Origin of the sequence: Actinoplanes subtropicus (assembly GCF_000721705.1) — a bacterium.
Classification (GTDB): Bacteria; Actinomycetota; Actinomycetes; order Mycobacteriales; family Micromonosporaceae; genus Actinoplanes; species Actinoplanes subtropicus.
On the sequence record NZ_JOJL01000011.1, the window covers coordinates 322,469 to 338,931 of the forward strand.

13 protein-coding genes are annotated in these 16,463 nt (G+C 74.4%); 4 read left to right on the top strand and 9 right to left on the bottom strand.

Features of this window, described 5'->3' with window-relative positions; translation table 11 throughout:
* Positions 1–72: 72 nt before the first annotated feature.
* From IH26_RS0118000 to IH26_RS0118025, 6 genes are all read right to left on the bottom strand, one after another.
* Positions 73–3,651 carry an ABC transporter permease gene (locus IH26_RS0118000; RefSeq protein WP_211268668.1) on the bottom strand — a complete coding sequence of 1,193 codons (3,579 nt, stop codon included), beginning with the start codon at positions 3,649–3,651 and terminating at the stop codon, positions 73–75.
* The gene (locus IH26_RS0118005) at positions 3,651–6,779 is read right to left on the bottom strand and encodes an FtsX-like permease family protein (RefSeq protein WP_030437365.1); all 3,129 of its coding nucleotides are present in this window, start codon (positions 6,777–6,779) and stop codon (positions 3,651–3,653) included. The genes IH26_RS0118000 and IH26_RS0118005 overlap by 1 nt, the downstream gene beginning before the upstream one ends.
* Positions 6,776–7,453 (bottom strand): ABC transporter ATP-binding protein, encoded by a 678-nt coding sequence (locus IH26_RS0118010; RefSeq protein ID WP_030437366.1) that lies wholly within the window; start codon positions 7,451–7,453, stop codon positions 6,776–6,778. Before IH26_RS0118010 ends, IH26_RS0118005 begins: the two co-directional genes overlap by 4 nt.
* A gap of 85 nt (positions 7,454–7,538) precedes the next feature.
* A complete protein-coding gene (locus IH26_RS0118015; protein ID WP_030437367.1) occupies positions 7,539–8,444 on the bottom strand; it encodes an ABC transporter ATP-binding protein in 906 nt (301 codons plus the stop codon).
* Between the two features lie 24 nt (positions 8,445–8,468).
* Positions 8,469–9,350 carry an NAD(+)/NADH kinase gene (locus IH26_RS0118020; protein ID WP_030437368.1) on the bottom strand — a complete coding sequence of 294 codons (882 nt, stop codon included), beginning with the start codon at positions 9,348–9,350 and terminating at the stop codon, positions 8,469–8,471.
* Positions 9,347–10,405: an SPFH domain-containing protein gene (locus IH26_RS0118025; protein ID WP_030437369.1), complete on the bottom strand. Its 1,059-nt coding sequence runs from the start codon at positions 10,403–10,405 to the stop codon at positions 9,347–9,349. Before IH26_RS0118025 ends, IH26_RS0118020 begins: the two co-directional genes overlap by 4 nt.
* A 63-nt stretch (positions 10,406–10,468) precedes the next feature.
* Here IH26_RS0118025 and IH26_RS0118030 point away from each other — a divergent pair, with 63 nt between their 5' ends.
* The 3 genes from IH26_RS0118030 to IH26_RS0118040 all read left to right on the top strand — a co-directional run bounded on the left by IH26_RS0118030 (position 10,469) and on the right by IH26_RS0118040 (position 13,427).
* Complete coding sequence (locus IH26_RS0118030) at positions 10,469–11,125, top strand: NUDIX hydrolase (protein WP_030437370.1); 657 nt, start codon at positions 10,469–10,471, stop codon at positions 11,123–11,125.
* Between the two features lie 14 nt (positions 11,126–11,139).
* On the top strand, positions 11,140–11,514 hold the full coding sequence (locus IH26_RS0118035) for a VOC family protein (protein WP_030437371.1): 375 nt from the start codon (positions 11,140–11,142) through the stop codon (positions 11,512–11,514).
* Positions 11,515–11,732: 218 nt separating this feature from the next.
* Positions 11,733–13,427: a hypothetical protein gene (locus IH26_RS0118040; RefSeq protein WP_030437372.1), complete on the top strand. Its 1,695-nt coding sequence runs from the start codon at positions 11,733–11,735 to the stop codon at positions 13,425–13,427.
* Here the strand turns inward: IH26_RS0118040 and IH26_RS0118045 are convergent.
* On the bottom strand, positions 13,417–13,863 hold the full coding sequence (locus IH26_RS0118045) for a MarR family winged helix-turn-helix transcriptional regulator (protein ID WP_030437373.1): 447 nt from the start codon (positions 13,861–13,863) through the stop codon (positions 13,417–13,419). The two genes, IH26_RS0118040 and IH26_RS0118045, sit on opposite strands and share 11 nt — an antisense overlap.
* 61 nt (positions 13,864–13,924) lie before the next feature.
* Between IH26_RS0118045 and IH26_RS0118050 the strand changes: the two genes are divergently transcribed.
* Positions 13,925–14,848, top strand: coding sequence for an MFS transporter (locus IH26_RS0118050; RefSeq protein ID WP_245665267.1), 924 nt, complete (start codon positions 13,925–13,927; stop codon positions 14,846–14,848).
* On the opposite strand, the gene IH26_RS0118055 is transcribed toward IH26_RS0118050, so the two are convergent.
* Complete coding sequence (locus tag IH26_RS0118055; protein WP_030437375.1) at positions 14,836–15,942, bottom strand: tyrosine-type recombinase/integrase; 1,107 nt, start codon at positions 15,940–15,942, stop codon at positions 14,836–14,838. The genes IH26_RS0118050 and IH26_RS0118055 overlap by 13 nt on opposite strands.
* Positions 15,929–16,456 carry a helix-turn-helix domain-containing protein gene (locus tag IH26_RS0118060; protein ID WP_211268669.1) on the bottom strand — a complete coding sequence of 176 codons (528 nt, stop codon included), beginning with the start codon at positions 16,454–16,456 and terminating at the stop codon, positions 15,929–15,931. The genes IH26_RS0118055 and IH26_RS0118060 overlap by 14 nt, the downstream gene beginning before the upstream one ends.
* Between the last annotated feature and the right edge of the window lie 7 nt (positions 16,457–16,463).

Consider the following 16,463-nt stretch of genomic DNA (forward strand, 5'->3'; position numbering starts at 1 on the left):
ACCCATCCGATGCGGCACGCGATGACGGGGAAAGGTCAGCGCGTAGGCGATTGCCCGGGCATGCGCCGAAGTCTATCGATCGACCAGGACGGGGCAACCTGATTGCCGCCGCCCCCGCCGCCGCAGCCCCGCCGCAGTAGCCGCCCCCGCTGCCTGCCGCCGCCCCGCTGCCTGCCGCCGCCCCGCTGCCTGCCGCCGCCCCCGCCGCAGCTGCCGCCGCCCCCGCCGCAGCTGCCGCCGCCCCCGCCGCAGCTGCCGCCTGCCCGCGCCGCAGCTGCCGCCTGCCCGCGCCGCAGCTGCGCCTGCCCGCGCCGCAGCTGCCGCCTGCCCGCGCCGCAGCTGCCGCCTGCCGCCGCTCCCGCCCCAGCCGCCCCTCCGCCGCCTCCGCCGCCCCCGCCGCAGCAGCCGTCCTGCCCGCCGCAGCAGCCCCGCCCACCACCCGCCGGGCGTTCCGCGAGCTCGCCACCACGACTGGGTTGTGCTGGTCGGCACCGGGCAGGGTTGTGCCGGTCGGCCACCGTCGAGCGCAGCATCACCGTTCTCGGTAACCGAGTAAGTCCGTGCTGATCGCCTCGTCCACCAGCGTCGGCACGACGAGCCGAGGACCGCGTCGTCTCCACAGCGGGCGCGTCGTCGAGGCCGGGCCCGGTCCGCCGCGAGCACCGCTTCGGCGGGATCGTCCCAGCTCAGGCCATCGGTGCGGGGCACTTTGCTCTGCACACCTATACGCACCGAAAAGGAACGGGCGTTCGGTTTCGGTGCGTATAGGTGCGCAGAGCAAAGGGGTTGGCGGGGGGTGGCTGACCTGCGGGTTCGTGACATGCCAGGCCGATCTGGGCGGTGGTGGGAGGGGTAACCGTCCTTCGGCCAACGGCAACACGGCGCGGCCGCCCCCGCCGAGCCCCCTCGCGTCGTCGGTGCCCTGTGCCCGGTGCCCTGTGCCCGGTGCCCGGTGCCCGGTGCCCGGTGCCCGGTGCCCGGTGCCCGGTGCCCGGTGCCCGGTGCCCGGTGCCCGGTGCCCGGTGCCCGGTTCAGCAGCAGCACGATCGCCGCCGCCCCCAGCAGCCACCACGGCACGACCGTGGCCGGCCGCGCCCTCTGCCCGGTGATCAGGCGCAGCGACAGCGGCCCGAAGGTCAGCCGGACGAACAGCACCCCGAGCAGCGGCCCGCACACCGCCGCCGCCAGCACCGGCGGCAGCAGCTCGCCGGTCGCGACCCGGCGGCTGTCGCGGGGCCGCAGGCCGAGCGTGCGCAGCCGGGCCAGCGTCCGCCAGCGCTCGGGTGCCGTGGCGGCCGCGCCGAGCGCGAAGCCGAGCACGCCCAGCGCGAGTAGCACCCCGGCCGCGGTGCGGGCGAGGGCCACCAATCCGGCGGTCAGGGGCGACTGCTGCCGCGTACGCAGGATCTCCTGGCGCACCACCGGATGCCCGCTCGCGGCCGCCGCGTTGACCGCGGCCGCCGCGCCCGGGCCGGTCACCCAGATGGTGTCCGGCGTGCTGGGCAGCGCGGAGGCGTCGAGCACCACCACGTCGTCGAGGCCGTCGACGGCCGGGGCGGTGCCCACCGCGGTCAGCGCGATCGCGTCCTTGTCCGTCGCGTAGCCGTGGGCGGCGTAGCCCTCGTCCTCGGTGGTCAGGTAGAGCTTCAACGACTGGCCGGGGCGCAGGCTGCCGCGGACCAGCGCCTTGCCCGGGCCGAGCTTGGCCAGGTCCGGCGCGGCCGGCAGCGGCGTGTCGGCGAGCATCCACTGGAAGGCGGCCGCGTCGACGACCACGACGCCGGGCGTGACCGAGGTGTCGCCGGCGACGATCCGGGCGCCGGTCACGAAGGCGCCGGCGACCGCGTGGGTCACCCCGGGCGCCGCGGCGAGCTTCGCGGTCACGGCGGCTGTCGAGCCGGTCTCCTCGGGGGCGACGTCGAGCCGGGCGTCCGCGCCGACCGTGCGCCAGGCGCCGTCGGCGAGGCCGTTCGACGTGGTGGCGGCGAGGGTGACCGCGAACGACGCGAGCGCGACGGTGGTGGTCAGCACCAGCAGCGGCAGCGCCCGGGCGGCGGTCGCGTTCGCCTGGGCGGCCCCGAAGACGGCGAGCGGCCGCCGGGAGCGCAGCGACCGCCGCAGCGCGAACCCGGTGCCGGCCGGCATCAGCCGCAGCAGCAGGACGGCGCCGGCGAGGACGCCGAGGGCGGGCGCGGTGGCCGGCAGCGCCGAGTCGCCGACGCCACGCTGGCGCAGCGCGACGACCGCGCCGGCGGCGAAGAGGACGACGGCGACGTCCAGCGCCGCGCGCCGCAGCTGGGCGGTGCGCTCGGCGAAGCGGCGGGCCGCGCGGTTGGCCGCCGCTCGCCGGTCGCGGGTGCCCCGGGCGGCCGCGACGGTGCCGAAGGCGGGGCCGGCGAGGATCGCGCAGGCCGCCACCGGGACCGCCCAGCCGATCGCCGCGCCGCCGGCCAGGGCGAGGGCGAGGCCGATCCCGAGGGCCGCGGCCGGCAGCGTCACGGCGACCGATTCGAGCAGCAGTTCGGTGGCCAGGCTCGGCAGCGAGGCGCCGCGCCGGCGGGCCGCGATCAGCGCGGCGGACCGCCGGCGTACGAGCAGGTCGGCGGCGAGCAGAAGCACCAGGCCGGCGCCCGCCAGGACCGCGATCAGCAGCACCGACGCCTGCGCCTCGGCGGCGTCGACCCGGGCCTTGACCTCGCGCAGCACGAGGTCGAGCTCGGTCTGCCACTTGAGCGAGGTGTCGCGCTCGGCGGACGAGGCCGACCGGGCCTTGAGCTGGGCCACGGTGGCGGCGAGCCGCTGGGCCGACTGCCAGGTGAGCCGGTCCGGTTCGGCGGCGAACCACACCGTACGCCGGAACTGGTCCTGCTGGAACGCGAGCCGGGCGTCCGGCAGCGAGTCGGCCGACAGCAGCCCGCCGAAGCGGGTGGCGCCGGCCCCGTCCAGCCCGGCGACCGGTTTGAGCAGCGAGGGCAGCTGCTTCCAGGCCGGGTCGGCCGGGTCCGCCGGGCGGAAGATGCCGGAGACCTTCACGTTGTACGGGGTCCGCAGCTCGTCCTTGACCGGAAGGTGATCGCCGGGGCGGACCTTCAGCTGCGCCGCCTCGGCCTCGGAGACGCCGACCTGCATCTCCCACGGCGGCCCGACGAACTGGACGATCTCCGGGTTGCCGGCCCGGGTGGCGGCCGGCGCCCGGCCGGCGACCCAGGTGACCTTCGGGCCGTCCGGGCCGCTGCGCAGGTAGTCGACCTGGAAGTGCCGCTGCACGCTGCCGTCGGCGATCATGAGGGAGATGCTGGTGGCGGTGGTGACCGGCGGGCGCAGCAGGGCGCTCAGCTCCGGGTCGAGAGTGTCGGCCGCGCGCTCGCCGAGGGAGTCGACGTCGTCGGCGAGGTGCGGGTCGCGGACCCGGCCGCCGTTCGGGCCGTAGTCGTCCTCCCAGCGGGCATCCACCCGTACGGCCGATTCGTCGGGGTTGTCGCGGACGGCGGCCCGGGCGGCGTCGTCGGCGGTGGCCCGCATCAGCGGCGGCACCGCGGCGGCGAGCAGGCTGACCGCCGCCACCACCAGCGCGACCAGCAGCAGCGGCCCGAAGTCAGCCCGGGCCCGGCCCCGGATGCTCGGCCAATGCAGGGCAGGCAAGTATTTCATCAGGCCACCCGCAGGTGGGCGGCGTCGGCGCGGCGGGCCTGCACGGTGACGACCGCGAACACGGCCAGCCCGGTCCCGGCCACCAGCAGCCCGAACAGGAGCCCCTCGGTGAGCCAGGGCCAGTGCGCGTGGGCGGCCGGGATCGGCGCGCCCCCGGTGTCCGAGCGGATCATCAGCGGCGCCACCACCCGGGTGGCCAGCGCGCCGACCGCCGCGCCCGCGACCAGCAGCGGCAGCAGCACGGCGGCGTGCTCGCCGAGCAGCGCCCGGCGGATCGACCGGCGGGACATGCCGAGCCCACGCAGCCGGGCCACCTCCAGCGCCCGCAGCTGGACGTCGCAGGTCACGTGCAGCACCACCCCGCCGAGCAGCAGCACGACCGCGGCGGCGACCAGCAATCGCAGCACGGCCGGCACCGAGGCGCGCAGCGGGCTGCCGGTCAGCCGCTCGGTCTCGCCGGCCCGGGTGATGGTAGGCCCGACGTGCAGCCCGGCGACCCGGGCGGCGGCGTCGGCGCGCGGGTGGCCGGCCCACCACGCGGTCACCGGCGAGTCCAGGTCGCCGCGGCTGATCAGGGCCCGGGAGAGGCTGTCCACATCGGCCATCGCGGCGGCTGCGCCGGGCGCGGACGGGATGGCCGGGACCACCTCGGTGACCACCGCGTCGACCGGGGTCACCCCGTACGTCAGGCTGAGTTTCGAGCCGACCTGCGCGCTCACGTCCCCGGCCAGCCGGGTCGAGATGGCGATCGGCACCGGGCCGGGGTTGCCGAACGCCGTCGCGACGAAGGTCCGGCTCGCCGCGATCGGCTCGGCGAACTTCACCGTGCCGGTCATCCGCAGCCGGCCGCCGGCGATCGCGACGGTGGTGCCGCTGAGCTGTCCCGACTCCGGGGAGGCCGCCTTGACGCCCCACTTGTCCGCGGTGGCGCCGCCGGGCACGGTGAGGCCGACGTCCACGGTGCTGACCGCGGCCCACCCGCCGGGCACGCCGCTGACCGGCAGCGCGACGGCGACCAGCCGCAGTCCGTCGTCCGGCACGCAGCCCGGCACCGGGTAGGCGTGCCCGTCGAGCGGGACGGCGGTGCCGCTGCACGCGGTGCGCAGCCCGGTCGCGTCCTCGAGGACCAGGAACGGGGTCACGGTGACGGCGGCGTTGTCGGTGGCCGTGCCCGAGATGACCGGCACGAATCCGCGCGGGAGGGCGATCCCGGGGACCGGCGTGGCCGGGATGAGCGGCTTCGCGACCGACGGCCAGTCGCCGCGGCCGCGCAGCACCGCGGCCGCCTTCCGGGTGTCCAGCGCGAGCAGCCGGGGCGCCGCGCCCGCGCCGCCGAGCCACTGGCCGACCGCGACGGTGTGCTCGGCGACCGGGCTGACCACCCCGCCGACGGCCGCGGCGACCGCGGTGCTCTGCCCGGTGAGCGGGGGAGCGCCGAGCACCACCGACAGGTCGGTGCCGACCGCGAGATCGGCCTGGTCGTGCTGGGCGGCGTGCCAGGTGTCGTCGAACGCCGCGCCGAACGTGGCGGCGGCGCAGCCCAGCCCGATCAGCAGCCCGGCGGCGACGGCCTGCGGGCGGCGGGCGGCCTGGACCGTGGCCAGCGGCGCGACCAGCCCCCGGGTGCGGGCGGCGAGGCGTTCGGCGCGGTTCAGCGCGGGCGGGACGAGCCGCAGGGCGAGGGCGGTGCCGGCGGTCAGCAGCAGGGCGGGAGCCAGCACGCGTACGGCATCGGCCCGGGTTCCCGCCCCCGCCGGCTGGGTGGTCAGCTGCCACCAGCCGACCCCGGCCAGCGCCACCAGCAGCAGGTCGGCGCCGGAGCGGGCGAGCAGCTCGCGCCGGGAGCGCCGGTCGCCGGAGGAGGCGGCCGGCCAGACCGCCAGGGAGATCAGCAGGACGGCGAGGACCAGCGCGCCGCCGGCGACCGACAGCACCTGCGGCCCGGTCACCGCCGGCCGCGCGGCCAGCCCGGCCCCGGAGAGCGGCGGGATCCGGGTGAGCGCGGCGTGCAGCGCGGCCGACGCCGGGACGGCCAGCGCCACCGCGAGCACGGCCAGCGCCAGGGCCTCGACGGTGGCGGCGGCCGCGAACTGCCGGCGACTCGTGCCGAGCGCGCTCAGCAGCTCGCTCTCGTCCGCCCGTACGCCGGTGGCCAGCCGCCCGGCCAGGGCCAGCGCGATCGCGGTCAGCACGATGCCGATCAGCGCCAGCGCGAGCACCGCCTCGGCCGTGAGCTCCTGCTGATCCCGGGCACCGGCCAGGGTTCCGGGCAGCGCCGAGGAGACGCGCTCGACGCGGACCCGGCCGGTGAGCTTCGCGGCCAGCCGCGCGTCGGCGCCGAGCACCGAAGCGCTCAGCGTGTCCAGGTCGCGGGCCTTCGGATCGGCCAGGTCCGGCCGGGCGTTCACCTCGAGCCGGTCCAGCGCCGAGCCGCTGGCCAGCAGGTCGGCCAGGTCGACCAGGAACGGCCCGTACGCCTGCATCTTGCGCCCGAACGCGGCGTCGCTCGGGTCCGGGTCGAAGCCCTCGCCGCCCAGCGGATCCCGGTCCCACCCGGCGTCCGGCAGCGGGTGCACCAGCCCGACCACGGTCACCGTGACCGGCCCGGCCGGGTCGACGGTCAGCTCCGCGCCGAGCCGGATCCGGCTGCCCACCTTCAGCCCCAGCAGCCGCGCGGTGTTGTCGAAGATCGCCGCCTCCAGCGGCCGCCCGGCGGAGGTGTCGCCGGCCGCCCGCGGCCACCGCCCGCTGATCAGCGTGGACCTTGCCGACAGACCCTCCACCCCCGAGAGGTACGCCTCCCGTCCGTCGCCGGGCAGCGCCCGCATGACCGAGGAGGCGCGCGTGGTGAGCGCCGCCGGGAACGGCTCGATCGAGGCGGCGAGGATCTCGCGGGTGTCGGCGGCGACCGACCGCGCGTTCCCCGGCGGGATCTCCACCGTGTACGCGGTGACCTCGACGTCGTCCGCGGTGGCCCGGGCCGCGGCCACCTCGACGGCCCGCTCCGAGGTGCGGGTGACCAGCAGCGCGCAGGTGCCCAGCAGGGTCGCCCCGATGGTCAGCACGGCGAGCAGCGACGCCAGCAGCGGCCATTGGGCGCGGGCGCGCCGGGCGAGCAGGGCGATCACGGAACCAGCTGTCCGTCGGCGATCCGCACGACCCGGTCGGCGAGCGCCATCATCACCGGGTCGTGCGTGGAGACCAGCGCGGTGACCCCCTCGGACTCGACGATCCCGCGGATCAGCGCCATCACCGCGAGGCCGGTCTCGGCGTCCAGCTGGCCGGTCGGCTCGTCGGCGATCAGCAGCCGGGGCGAGGCGGCCAGCGCGCGGGCGATCGCCACCCGCTGCTGCTGGCCGCCGGAGAGCTCGCCCGGCCGCTGGGCGGCGTGCCCGGAGAGCCCGACCAGGTCGAGGAGCAGCTCGACCCGGCGTTCGCGCTCCTTCGGTTCGGCCCGGGCCAGCCGCAGCGGCACGCCCACGTTCTCGGCGGCGGACAGCACCGGGATCAGGCCGAAGGTCTGGAAGACGTACGAGACCCGCTCCCGCCGCAGCTGGGACAGCCCGTCCTCGTCCAGCGCGGTCACGTCGACGCCGTCCACCGTGACCGCCCCTTCGTCCGGCCGGTCGAGGCCGCCGATGACGTTGAGCAGCGTGGTCTTGCCCGAGCCGGAGCGCCCGACCAGCGCCACCATCGTGCCCGGCTCCACCTCGAACGAGATGTCGCGCAGGGCGTGCACCGCGGCGGGCCCGGATCCGAAGGTGCGGTGCACACCTTGGACCGTCAGGATCGGCGCGGTCATGCTGTGCCCACCTTTCGCATGCCCTTCTGGCCCTCGCCTGCGGCCTGAGCGCGCAACTCACGGAGGTGCCGCTCGGTGCAGGCGGTCATGCGTCCGGCCGGATCGTGACGTGGTCGGGTTCCAGGGCCAGCCGTACGCGCCGGGTCAGGGCGAGGGCCTCCCGGTAGTCGGCCGGGATCTGCACCCGGCCGGCGCGGTCCATCACGGCGTACTCCTCGGCGATCACGTGCTCGCCGCCGTCGTCGGCGGTGGCGGTCCGGCGCAGCACCTCGCTGCTCGTGCGCCCGTCCCGGATGGCGACGGTCCGCTCGACCTGGCCGCTGACCGCCGGGTCGTGCGTGACCACGACGATGGTGACGCCGAGGTCGCGGTTGACCGTGCGCAGCGCCCCGAAGACCTCGGCCGAGGTGGTCGTGTCCAGCTCACCGGTCGGCTCGTCGGCGAACAGCACCCGCGGCTCGTTGGCCAGCGCCACCGCGATCGCCACCCGCTGCTGCTGCCCGCCGGAGAGCTGCCCGGGCCGCCGATCCGCGCAGTCCGCCACCCCGAGCGCGCCCAAAAGATCCAAACTTCGTTTCTTGCGCGTACGGGAGGGCACGCGCGCCGCCGTCATCGGCAGGTCGACCATCTGCCGTGCGGTCAGGTACGGCACCAGGTTGTTGGCGGTCTGCTGCCGGACGAACCCGACCGTGTGCCGCCGGTACCGCACCCGGTCCGAGCGGTTCATGGACAGCAGGTTCCACCGGTCGACCCGGGCCCGCCCGGCGGTCGGCGCGTCGATCCCGGCCAGGATGGACAGCAGCGTGGACTTGCCCGACCCGGAGGCACCGACCACGGCGATCATCTCGCCGGCGTCGACGACCAGGTCGAGGCCCTGCAGTGCCTGCACCTCGACCGGTCCGGTCTGGTAGATGCGGACCAGGCTCTCGCAGACGATCAGCGCGTCGGCACCGAACTCGGGCGCTTTCGGGGGTGGGGTCGGCAATTCCATCGGCGCATACCCTACATACTTAGATCAAGTCATATGCAGCCTCCGTTCCGCGACGCCGACCCGCACGCGCTGACCCCACGACAGCTCCAGGGCGTCCGACTCCAGGCCGTCGGCGAAGACCACCAGCCGCTCGGACTCGCTCGTCAGCTCGATCTCCTCGCCTCCGGCGAGCAACCCCGCGTCCAGCCGCACGCCGGTGGTGGGAGATGGCCATGCTTCCCGTACGAACCAGCACAGCTCCCGATCACCCGGGGCGGGTGGCCTCGGCGCCGCCCCGCGTTCGCGCGCGATCGACGCACACCAACCGGTCGCCCCGGTCCCGGTGCCCACGATCAGGCCGGACGACGACTGGCGCTCCCGATGGCCATCCGGTGTACCGAGCACGTAGCGGGCGGACTGATGAGACGCATGCCCGACATATACCTCATTAAGACCGTAAAGCTCCTGGCCGTCGTCGAGGTGGGCGACCACCATCGTGCGTTCCTCGCTGGGGGCGTGCTGGCGCAGGAGCCCGGCGACCGCCTTCGCCTCGTGCCGCACCAGCACGCCCGGATGGCGTCCCGGCTCCGGGTCGACGCCGATCACCGGCTGCCCGTCCAGGTATTTCGCGACGTTCGCGACCAGGCCGTCCTGGCCGACCGCGACGACGACGTCCTCCGGCCCGAACAGGAAGCGCGGCAGGTCGGCCCGCTCCACGTGCCCGCGGCGCCAGTCGGCCGGCACCGCGGCGCCCACCTCGGTCAGCGCCGCCCGCAGCGCCTCGTGCCGGGCGGTCACCTCCTCCAGGTCGCGGCCGCGCTGCCGCAGGAAATACGCGGCCGCGCCCCGGGTGCCGTGCCGGGCGAGCAGCTCGTCGAGCTCGCTGCGCCGCGACACGACCACCACCCGCGGGCTCAGGGTGCTCATTCGCCGAGCCGCCCGATCAGCTTGCTCAGCAGGTCGGGTGTCACGGTCAACTCGCCGATCGCCGGGACGTGCTGGGCCAGCTCCTTGAGCGCCAGCGAGCGGAGCACGGCCGGCGGCAGGTCCCGGTAGGCGGCCAGGCGGGCGGCCTCGGCCTCCGCCTCGGCCAGGCCGACCACTCGCGCTCCGGCGGCCCGGGCCTCGTCGCGCACCCGGGAAGCGTCCGCCTCCGCGCCCGCGGTGAGCCGGGCCCGCTCGGCGGCGCCGTGGGCCGCCACCTCCTGCCGTTGCGCCTCGCCGCGGGCCGTCACCAGCTGCGACTCCGCGTCGAGCTCGGCCTCGCGCCGGGTGTTGGCGCCGCGCTGCTCGACCAGCTGCTGCTCCCGGCGGGCCAGCTCGATCTTGCTCTGCAGCTCGTTCTCGGCGATCGCCCGCTCCTGCTGCACCGCGTTGGCCCGGCGAGCGTAGGTGGCCCGGTCGGCGTCCTGCTGCACCTGCTCGCGGGTCGGCGTCTGCAGCGCCCGCTCGAGGTCGGGCTCGGGCCGGATCGCGACGACCCGCGCACTCACCACGGTCACCCCCGTCTCGGTCAGCCGTGGGTCGTGCGCGAGCGCGTCCGCGACCCCCTGCCGCACCGGCGCGATGCCGGCGGTCAGCGCCTCGGCCAGCGGCAGCCGGGCCAGCAGGTCGAGGGCTGGCTGCTGGGCCAGCTCGGCCAGCAGGGTGGCCACCTGGTCGAGCGGCTGCCCCCGCCAGCGGCCCTGGTACGGGTCGATCGAGAAGTCGAGCCGCCCGGCCGCCGCGCCCGGGTCGCTGAACCGGTACGTGACGGTCGCCTGCACGGTCACGTCCGCGAAGTCCTCGGTGCGGGCGTGGAACAGCAGCGGCAGCTCCCGGTCGTCGACCGGCACCTCGGAGAGCACCGCGGTCAGCGGCCGGTACCAGAACGAGAGCCCGGTGCCCTGCTTCCGCGGCTTGCCGCCCACGGTGTGGCGCACCCAGCTGGTCGGGGTGCCCCGCAGGTGCCGCAGGTGCAGTCGTCGTGTCACGTCAGCCATCTCGGCCGCCCTTCGCTCTTTGTCGTCACACTGACGATAAAGCATGCCGCTATTATCGTCAACATGACGCTAACGGTGGACCTGGTGCTCCTCACGATCCGCAACGGCGAACTGCAGGTGCTGCTGGTCCGCCGCGGGATCCCGCCGTTCCAGGGGGAGTGGGCGCTGCCCGGTGGCTTCGTGCTGGAGTCCGAGGATCTCGCCGAGGCGGCCGCCCGCGAGCTGCGCGAGGAGACCGGCGTCGACCCGGCGGCCGGGCACTTCGAGCAGCTGGCCACGTACGGCGCGCCCGGCCGCGACCCGCGCGGCCGGGTGGTGACGGTCGCCTACCTGGCCCTGCTGCCCGACCTGCCCGCCCCGGTGGCCGGCAGCGACGCGGCCGGCGCCTCCTGGCGCCCGATCGCGGCCGGCGACCCCCTCGCCTTCGACCACGCCCGGATCCTGGCCGACGGCTGGGAGCGGGCCCGGGCCAAGCTGGAGTACACGCCGCTGGCGACCGCGTTCTGCCCGCCGGTCTTCACGATCGCCGAGCTGCGCGCGGTCTACGAGACGGTCTGGTGCACCAAGCTCGACCCGCGCAACTTCCACCGCAAGGTCACCGGCGCCGAGAACTTCGTCGAGCCCACCGGCGAGTCTACGATCCGCGACCGGGGCCGTCCCGCCCAGCTCTACCGCCGCGGCACGGCGACGCTGCTCCACCCGGCGCTGCTGCGCCCCTGAGGTAGGTTCCGACCGTGCACCGCAGCCGTCTCTCCACGATTCTGATCGACGTCCCGGCGGCCGACGCCGGCCGGGCCGCCGCCTTCTGGTCCGCCGCCCTGGGCGTCCCCGCCGACCCGGTCCCCGGCGAGGAGCAGTTCACCTCGCTCCCCGGTGCCCTCGCCGGCCTGACCCTGGCCGTCCAGGCGGTGGACGCCGAGGCCCGCTACCACGTCGACCTCGAGACCGACGACGTCGAGGCCGAGACCGCGCGCCTGATCGCGCTCGGCGCCGTCGAGGTCGACCGCTGGCTGGAGTGCCGCATCCTCCGCGCCCCCGGCGGCCACCTGCTGTGCGTGATTCCCCGGCACAGCGCCGACTTCGCCGAGCACGCCACCACCTGGGGCTAGGGCCGGCCCGCACGCTGTGGACATGCTGGGAGAGGGCTAGCAATGTCCTAGGACTCTTCGCCGATCGATAGGGCGGGTGGCGCGCCTTCGGTACGATCCTGCTCGCGAGATCGGGGGATCGGACGCGGCCGCCGCCGCCCGAAATCCACGATCCGGCAACACGGGGCTCGAGCAGCGCGGAAGACTGAAGTGACCCGACGGAACGACCGGAGGGTCGCATGAGCACGCTGCACCACGACGTCGAAGAGGCGCGGCGCACCGAGCGCCCGGTCGCCGGGGTCGTGGTGGCCTCGCTGGCCGTCCTCGCCGTCGTCGGGCTGGCGATCCGCACCAACATCAACGGCGATGTGACGTACGCCCTCGGCGGTCTGGAGACGGCCGGCAAGGGCGGCGTCAGCGTCTGGGACATCTTCATCGCCCGCCCGGTCGTCTACAAGCTGCTGATGGCCGTCCTCGACGGGGGCCGGCGGCTGCTGGTCGGCGACTCGCCGACGGCCGGCCACCTGGTGCTCCGGCTCGAGACGTACGTGCTGATCCTGGCGGTCGCCGCCGTGCTGTTCCTGGGCGTGCGACGGGTCGCCGGGCGGCCGGCGGCGGTGGGGATCGCGGCCGCGACCGCGCTGGCGCTGATCGTCTCGCCGCCCTGGCACTTCCTCGAGCCGGACTGGGTGGCCCCGCTCTGCGGCGTGCTGGCGGTCGGCGCCGCGCTGCTGCCCCGGCGGCTCTGGGCCGGCGTGCTGCTCGGCGGCTTCGCCACGATGCTGGTGGTCGCGGTCAAACTGGCCACCTTCCCGGTCGCGCTGCTGACCCTGCTGATCATCGCGGTCTTCCACCGGCGCCGGGCCGCCTGGACGACGCTCTCGGCGCTCGTCTTCGTCGGCCTGTGGTACCTGGTGACCAGGCATTTCCTGCCCTGGGAGTGGATCTGGCTGCGGGACCAGGCCAACCTCGTCGACAACTCGCCGATCCACGGCATCCGCCTGGCCGAGCTGCACCGGCTGTACGTGGCGATCGGCGACATCGCCGTGCTCAACCCGCTGGTCATGGTCGCGCCGGCCGCCGCGGCCCGACTCATCCGCCGCCTGCCGGCCGGCCGGCCGCAATGGCTGGGCGTTCTGGTCGCGCTGGCCGCGGGCTTGCTGTCGGTGCTTTCCGCGTACGGGCAGGGCGAGTTCTACATGTACCACTTCGCGGCGGTCCCGGTCCTCGCCGCGGGCGTCGTCGGTGCCGCCTTCGCCCTGGTCCCGTCGTTCCGGCTGCCGCTGGCCGCGGCAACGCTGGCGGTGACCGTGCTGAGCGTGGCGCTGCTGCGCCTGCCCGCGGGGTGGCGGCACTCCCACGACGGCAAGGTCGCCCTCGCGTACGAGCTGATCGGTCTTGGCCTTGCGGTTTTGACCTGGTTCTTCGCCGGCCGATCGAGGCCCGCGCTGCCCTGGGCGGCGGGTGTGGTGGCGCTCAGCGTCGCGCTCGTGCCGGCGGTGCTGCCCGGCGATCCGTACGCGTTCGGCGGCTACAACTACAACATCTACAACCGGCCGTCGAGCGACAGCAGGTTCGTCGACCTGAGCAAGCGGCTGGGCCGGGACACCCCGGTGCTCTACCTGACCTTCGGCACCTTCAACCACTCCATCCTGAACCCGACGAGCTGCCGATACCCGTCGCCGCAGTGGCTGCAGCGGGCGAACACCTGGAGCCGGGTCACCGCGTTCCCCAGCTACCAGGACAACCTGCGCTGCCTCACCGACCCCGGCCACCACTACCGGTACGTGATCATCCACAAGGGATGGTTCGACGTGAACGCCGCCGGCCCGCAGGTGCGGGCCCTGCTCAACCAGCGCTTCGACTGCTCCCCGGCGGCCCGCGTCCCGGCCCCGGACCCGCTCGTGGTCTGCCCGGCCAGGTCTACAGAGTAGAGATCTCCTCGCCCGGCGCGGGGGCCTCGGTCATCCGCTCGAGCCAGGCGGTGACCACGGCGATCTCCTCGGCGGTGAAACCGGCCGCGAGCCGGGCCTCGACCGCCTGGACCGTCGGGACGGCCTCGGCGAGCCGCTGCCGGCCCGCGTCGGTCAGGAAGATCTGCTGGGTACGGCGATCGCTCGGGTGCGGCCGGCGTTCGACCAGGCCGGCCCGCTCGAGGCCGCCGAGCATCTCGTTGGCGGACTGGCGCGCGGTGGACACCTTGCGGGCCACGTCGGCGACCGACAGCCCGGGCACCTCGTCGAGCATCAGCAGCGAGGCGAACTGGGCCACCGACAGGTCGTGCTGGACGAGCGCCTCGGCGACCACGCCCCGCAGGGCCAGCCAGGCATGGCGGACGAGAAAGGTCGAGCAGCCCAAGTTCTGTGTCACCCGCCCATTGTGCGACAGCGTCCTATTGACAGGTACCTGACAATCCTGCGAGGGTGAGCTCATGACCGTCAGGGACCTGTCAATAAGCCTACCGCGGCAGCGGCGGGTGCTGTCCGTCCTCGTCTTCGCCGCCGTGCTCATCTGGATCGACACCACCATCCTGGGCATCGCCCTCGAGCGCATCGCCGACCCGCGCACCGGGCTCGGCGCCACCCCGGGCCAGCTGCAGTGGGCGGTCGGGGCGTACGCGCTGCTGTTCGCCACCGCCCTGTTCGCCGCCGGCGCGCTCGGCGACCGGTACGGGCACCGCACGATCCTGGTGCTCGGCCTGCTCTGTTTCGGCGCCGCCTCGATCTGGGCCGCCTGGGCCGGCGACGCGACCGGCCTGATCCTCGCCCGCGGCCTGATGGGGCTGGGCGGCGCGATGATGATGCCCACCTCGATGGCGATCATCGGGGCCACCTTCCCGCCCGAGCGGCGAGCCGGGGCGATCGCGGCGTGGTCGGCCTCGAGCGGGGTGGGGGTCGCGCTCGGGCCGCTGCTGGGCGGGCTGCTCGTCGACCACTTCTGGTGGGGGTCGGTGTTCCTGGTCAACCTGCCGGTGGCCGCCATCGCGCTGATCGGGATCGCGCTCGTCGTGCCGAACCCGAAGCTGGCCGCCCGCCGCCGCCCCGACCCGATCGGGCTGGTGCTCTCCACCGCCGGGCTGGCCCTGCTGGCGTACGGCCTGATCGAGGCCGGGCAGAACACCGACTGGGCGCGCTGGCGGGTGTGGGCGCCGATGCTGGCCGGGCTAGCGCTGCTGACCGCGTTCACCGTCTTCGAGTGGCGCTCGGCGGAGCCGTCGTTCGACCCGCGGCTGTTCCGCAACGGCCGGTTCAGCGCCGGGAACCTCGCCCTCGGCGCGCTGTTCTTCGGGATCACCGGGCAGATGTTCTACGGCAACTTCTACCTCCTCTCTGTTCGGGCAGCTCAGACCGCTTGAAGCGGTCCGGCGGTCCGCACCTGGTCCGCATCAGCCCACGCCGCATCCATCCGCTGACGCATCCGCTGATCGCTGTCCGGCATCAGATGCCCGTACACCCGTACGACCAGGTCGGCGTTCGCATGGCCTAGCCACTCCGCCACCGCCACCACCGACTCACCGGCGGCAAGCAGCACGCTCGCGAAGTGGTGCCGCAAGTCGTGCGACGTCGTGCCCTCGGGCAGCCCGGCCCGCTCCACCGCGTCGCCTAAGACCTTCGTCCCGTACGCGGCGTGCGTCCACACACCGCCACGCGAGTTGTGGAACACCGAACCGTCCCGCAGCGGCGGGTACTCCTTCATGTGCAAGGCCAACGCGTCAGCGACGAACCCAGGTAGCGGAATCGGCCGCTCCGACAGCTTCGTCTTCGGCCGTACGCGCTTGCGGCTCCCGGGCCGGAACTGCCACTGCACGTTCGCCCGCCGGCGCAAGAAGTCGACGTCCTCGCGGGTCAACGCGAGCAGCTCCCCGAGCCTCAGCCCCAAGCCCGCCTGCGTGATCACCATGGCGCGGCACCGGTCCGGGACTGCGTCGGCGAGCGCCCGGACCTGCGCCACGGACAACGGCACCAGCCGCGCCTGAGGCTGCTCCGGCAGGGCGACGTTCAGGAACGGCGACAGCCCAGGGTGCTGCTGGTCCGCGATCGCCGCCTTGAAGATGGCGGAGACGGTGTAGACCACGACCCGTAGCGTGGATGGAGCGAGCACCGCCGCCCGCCCGGTCGCCCACGCTTGGGCGTGCGAGTGGCGTACGGAAACCAGCCGCATCGACCCGAACCGCGTGCCCTCGACATGGTTGCGGATCGTCGACTCGACGCGCTTCGCGGTGCTCTCCTTGTGCGGGCGCATCTCCGCCCACTGCCGCGCGTACTCAGCGACGGTGGTCTTGCTCGACAGGTCGACGTACCGACCCTTCGCCTTGGACGCCTCCATGTCGGCGCCATAGTTCTTGGCGTCCCGGCTCCGGTCGAAATCCTTGGCCCGCTCGTTACCGTCCGGGTCGTACCACCGGACCCGCCATTTCTTGCCGTTCGGGGAGCGCTTAACGGTCGCCATCGGCCGTCATCTCTTCGAGTCGTTTACGGGCGTTAGCTGCGTCGTAGACGTTGCGCTCCAGGCGTTGAAGAATGGCGGTGATCTCGGCTCGCCGCACATGCAATTCCTGGAGTCTCGACTCCGCGCTCCCGAGTTCGGCTCTTAGCCTGTCGGCCTGCCTGGAAACATCTTTGAATTCACGTTCGACGACGGCGAGGCGTGCGGTCGCTTCGTCAATTGCCACGTTTGCTTCCTCTGCTTCTGACTTCGTTGGGGTTCGGCCCAGTCGAAGATCGATGTTGAGCAGCGCGGCGATCGCCTGCACCTCGTTGAGCCGAATCGCCCGCTTGCCGGACTCGATTCGAGCAACGCCGCTCTGGTCAATGGTCAGATCGGCGTCTTCCTTGAGGCGGCTCGCGAGCGTCTCTTGAGACCATCCGCGGGCCTCCCGAACGCGCCGGACCATCTGTCCGAAGCGCTCCTCCAGAGATGGGGAGCCTGCCCCGAATGTTGGCTCGCGTTGGCTATGCGTCACGGCATGG

Bases quoted from the DNA above. Each gene is read 5' to 3' on its own strand.
- IH26_RS0118040 (WP_030437372.1), top strand. From the start codon at position 11,733: ATGAGCACGCTGCACCACGACGTCGAAGAGGCGCGGCGCACCGAGCGC.
- IH26_RS0118020 (WP_030437368.1), bottom strand. From the start codon at position 9,350: ATGAGCACCCTGAGCCCGCGGGTGGTGGTCGTGTCGCGGCGCAGCGAG.
- IH26_RS0118010 (WP_030437366.1), bottom strand. From the start codon at position 7,453: ATGACCGCGCCGATCCTGACGGTCCAAGGTGTGCACCGCACCTTCGGA.
- IH26_RS0118015 (WP_030437367.1), bottom strand. From the start codon at position 8,444: ATGGAATTGCCGACCCCACCCCCGAAAGCGCCCGAGTTCGGTGCCGAC.
- IH26_RS0118050 (WP_245665267.1), top strand. From the start codon at position 13,925: ATGACCGTCAGGGACCTGTCAATAAGCCTACCGCGGCAGCGGCGGGTG.
- IH26_RS0118025 (WP_030437369.1), bottom strand. From the start codon at position 10,405: ATGGCTGACGTGACACGACGACTGCACCTGCGGCACCTGCGGGGCACC.
- IH26_RS0118055 (WP_030437375.1), bottom strand. From the start codon at position 15,942: ATGGCGACCGTTAAGCGCTCCCCGAACGGCAAGAAATGGCGGGTCCGG.
- IH26_RS0118000 (WP_211268668.1), bottom strand. From the start codon at position 3,651: ATGAAATACTTGCCTGCCCTGCATTGGCCGAGCATCCGGGGCCGGGCC.
- IH26_RS0118030 (WP_030437370.1), top strand. From the start codon at position 10,469: ATGACGCTAACGGTGGACCTGGTGCTCCTCACGATCCGCAACGGCGAA.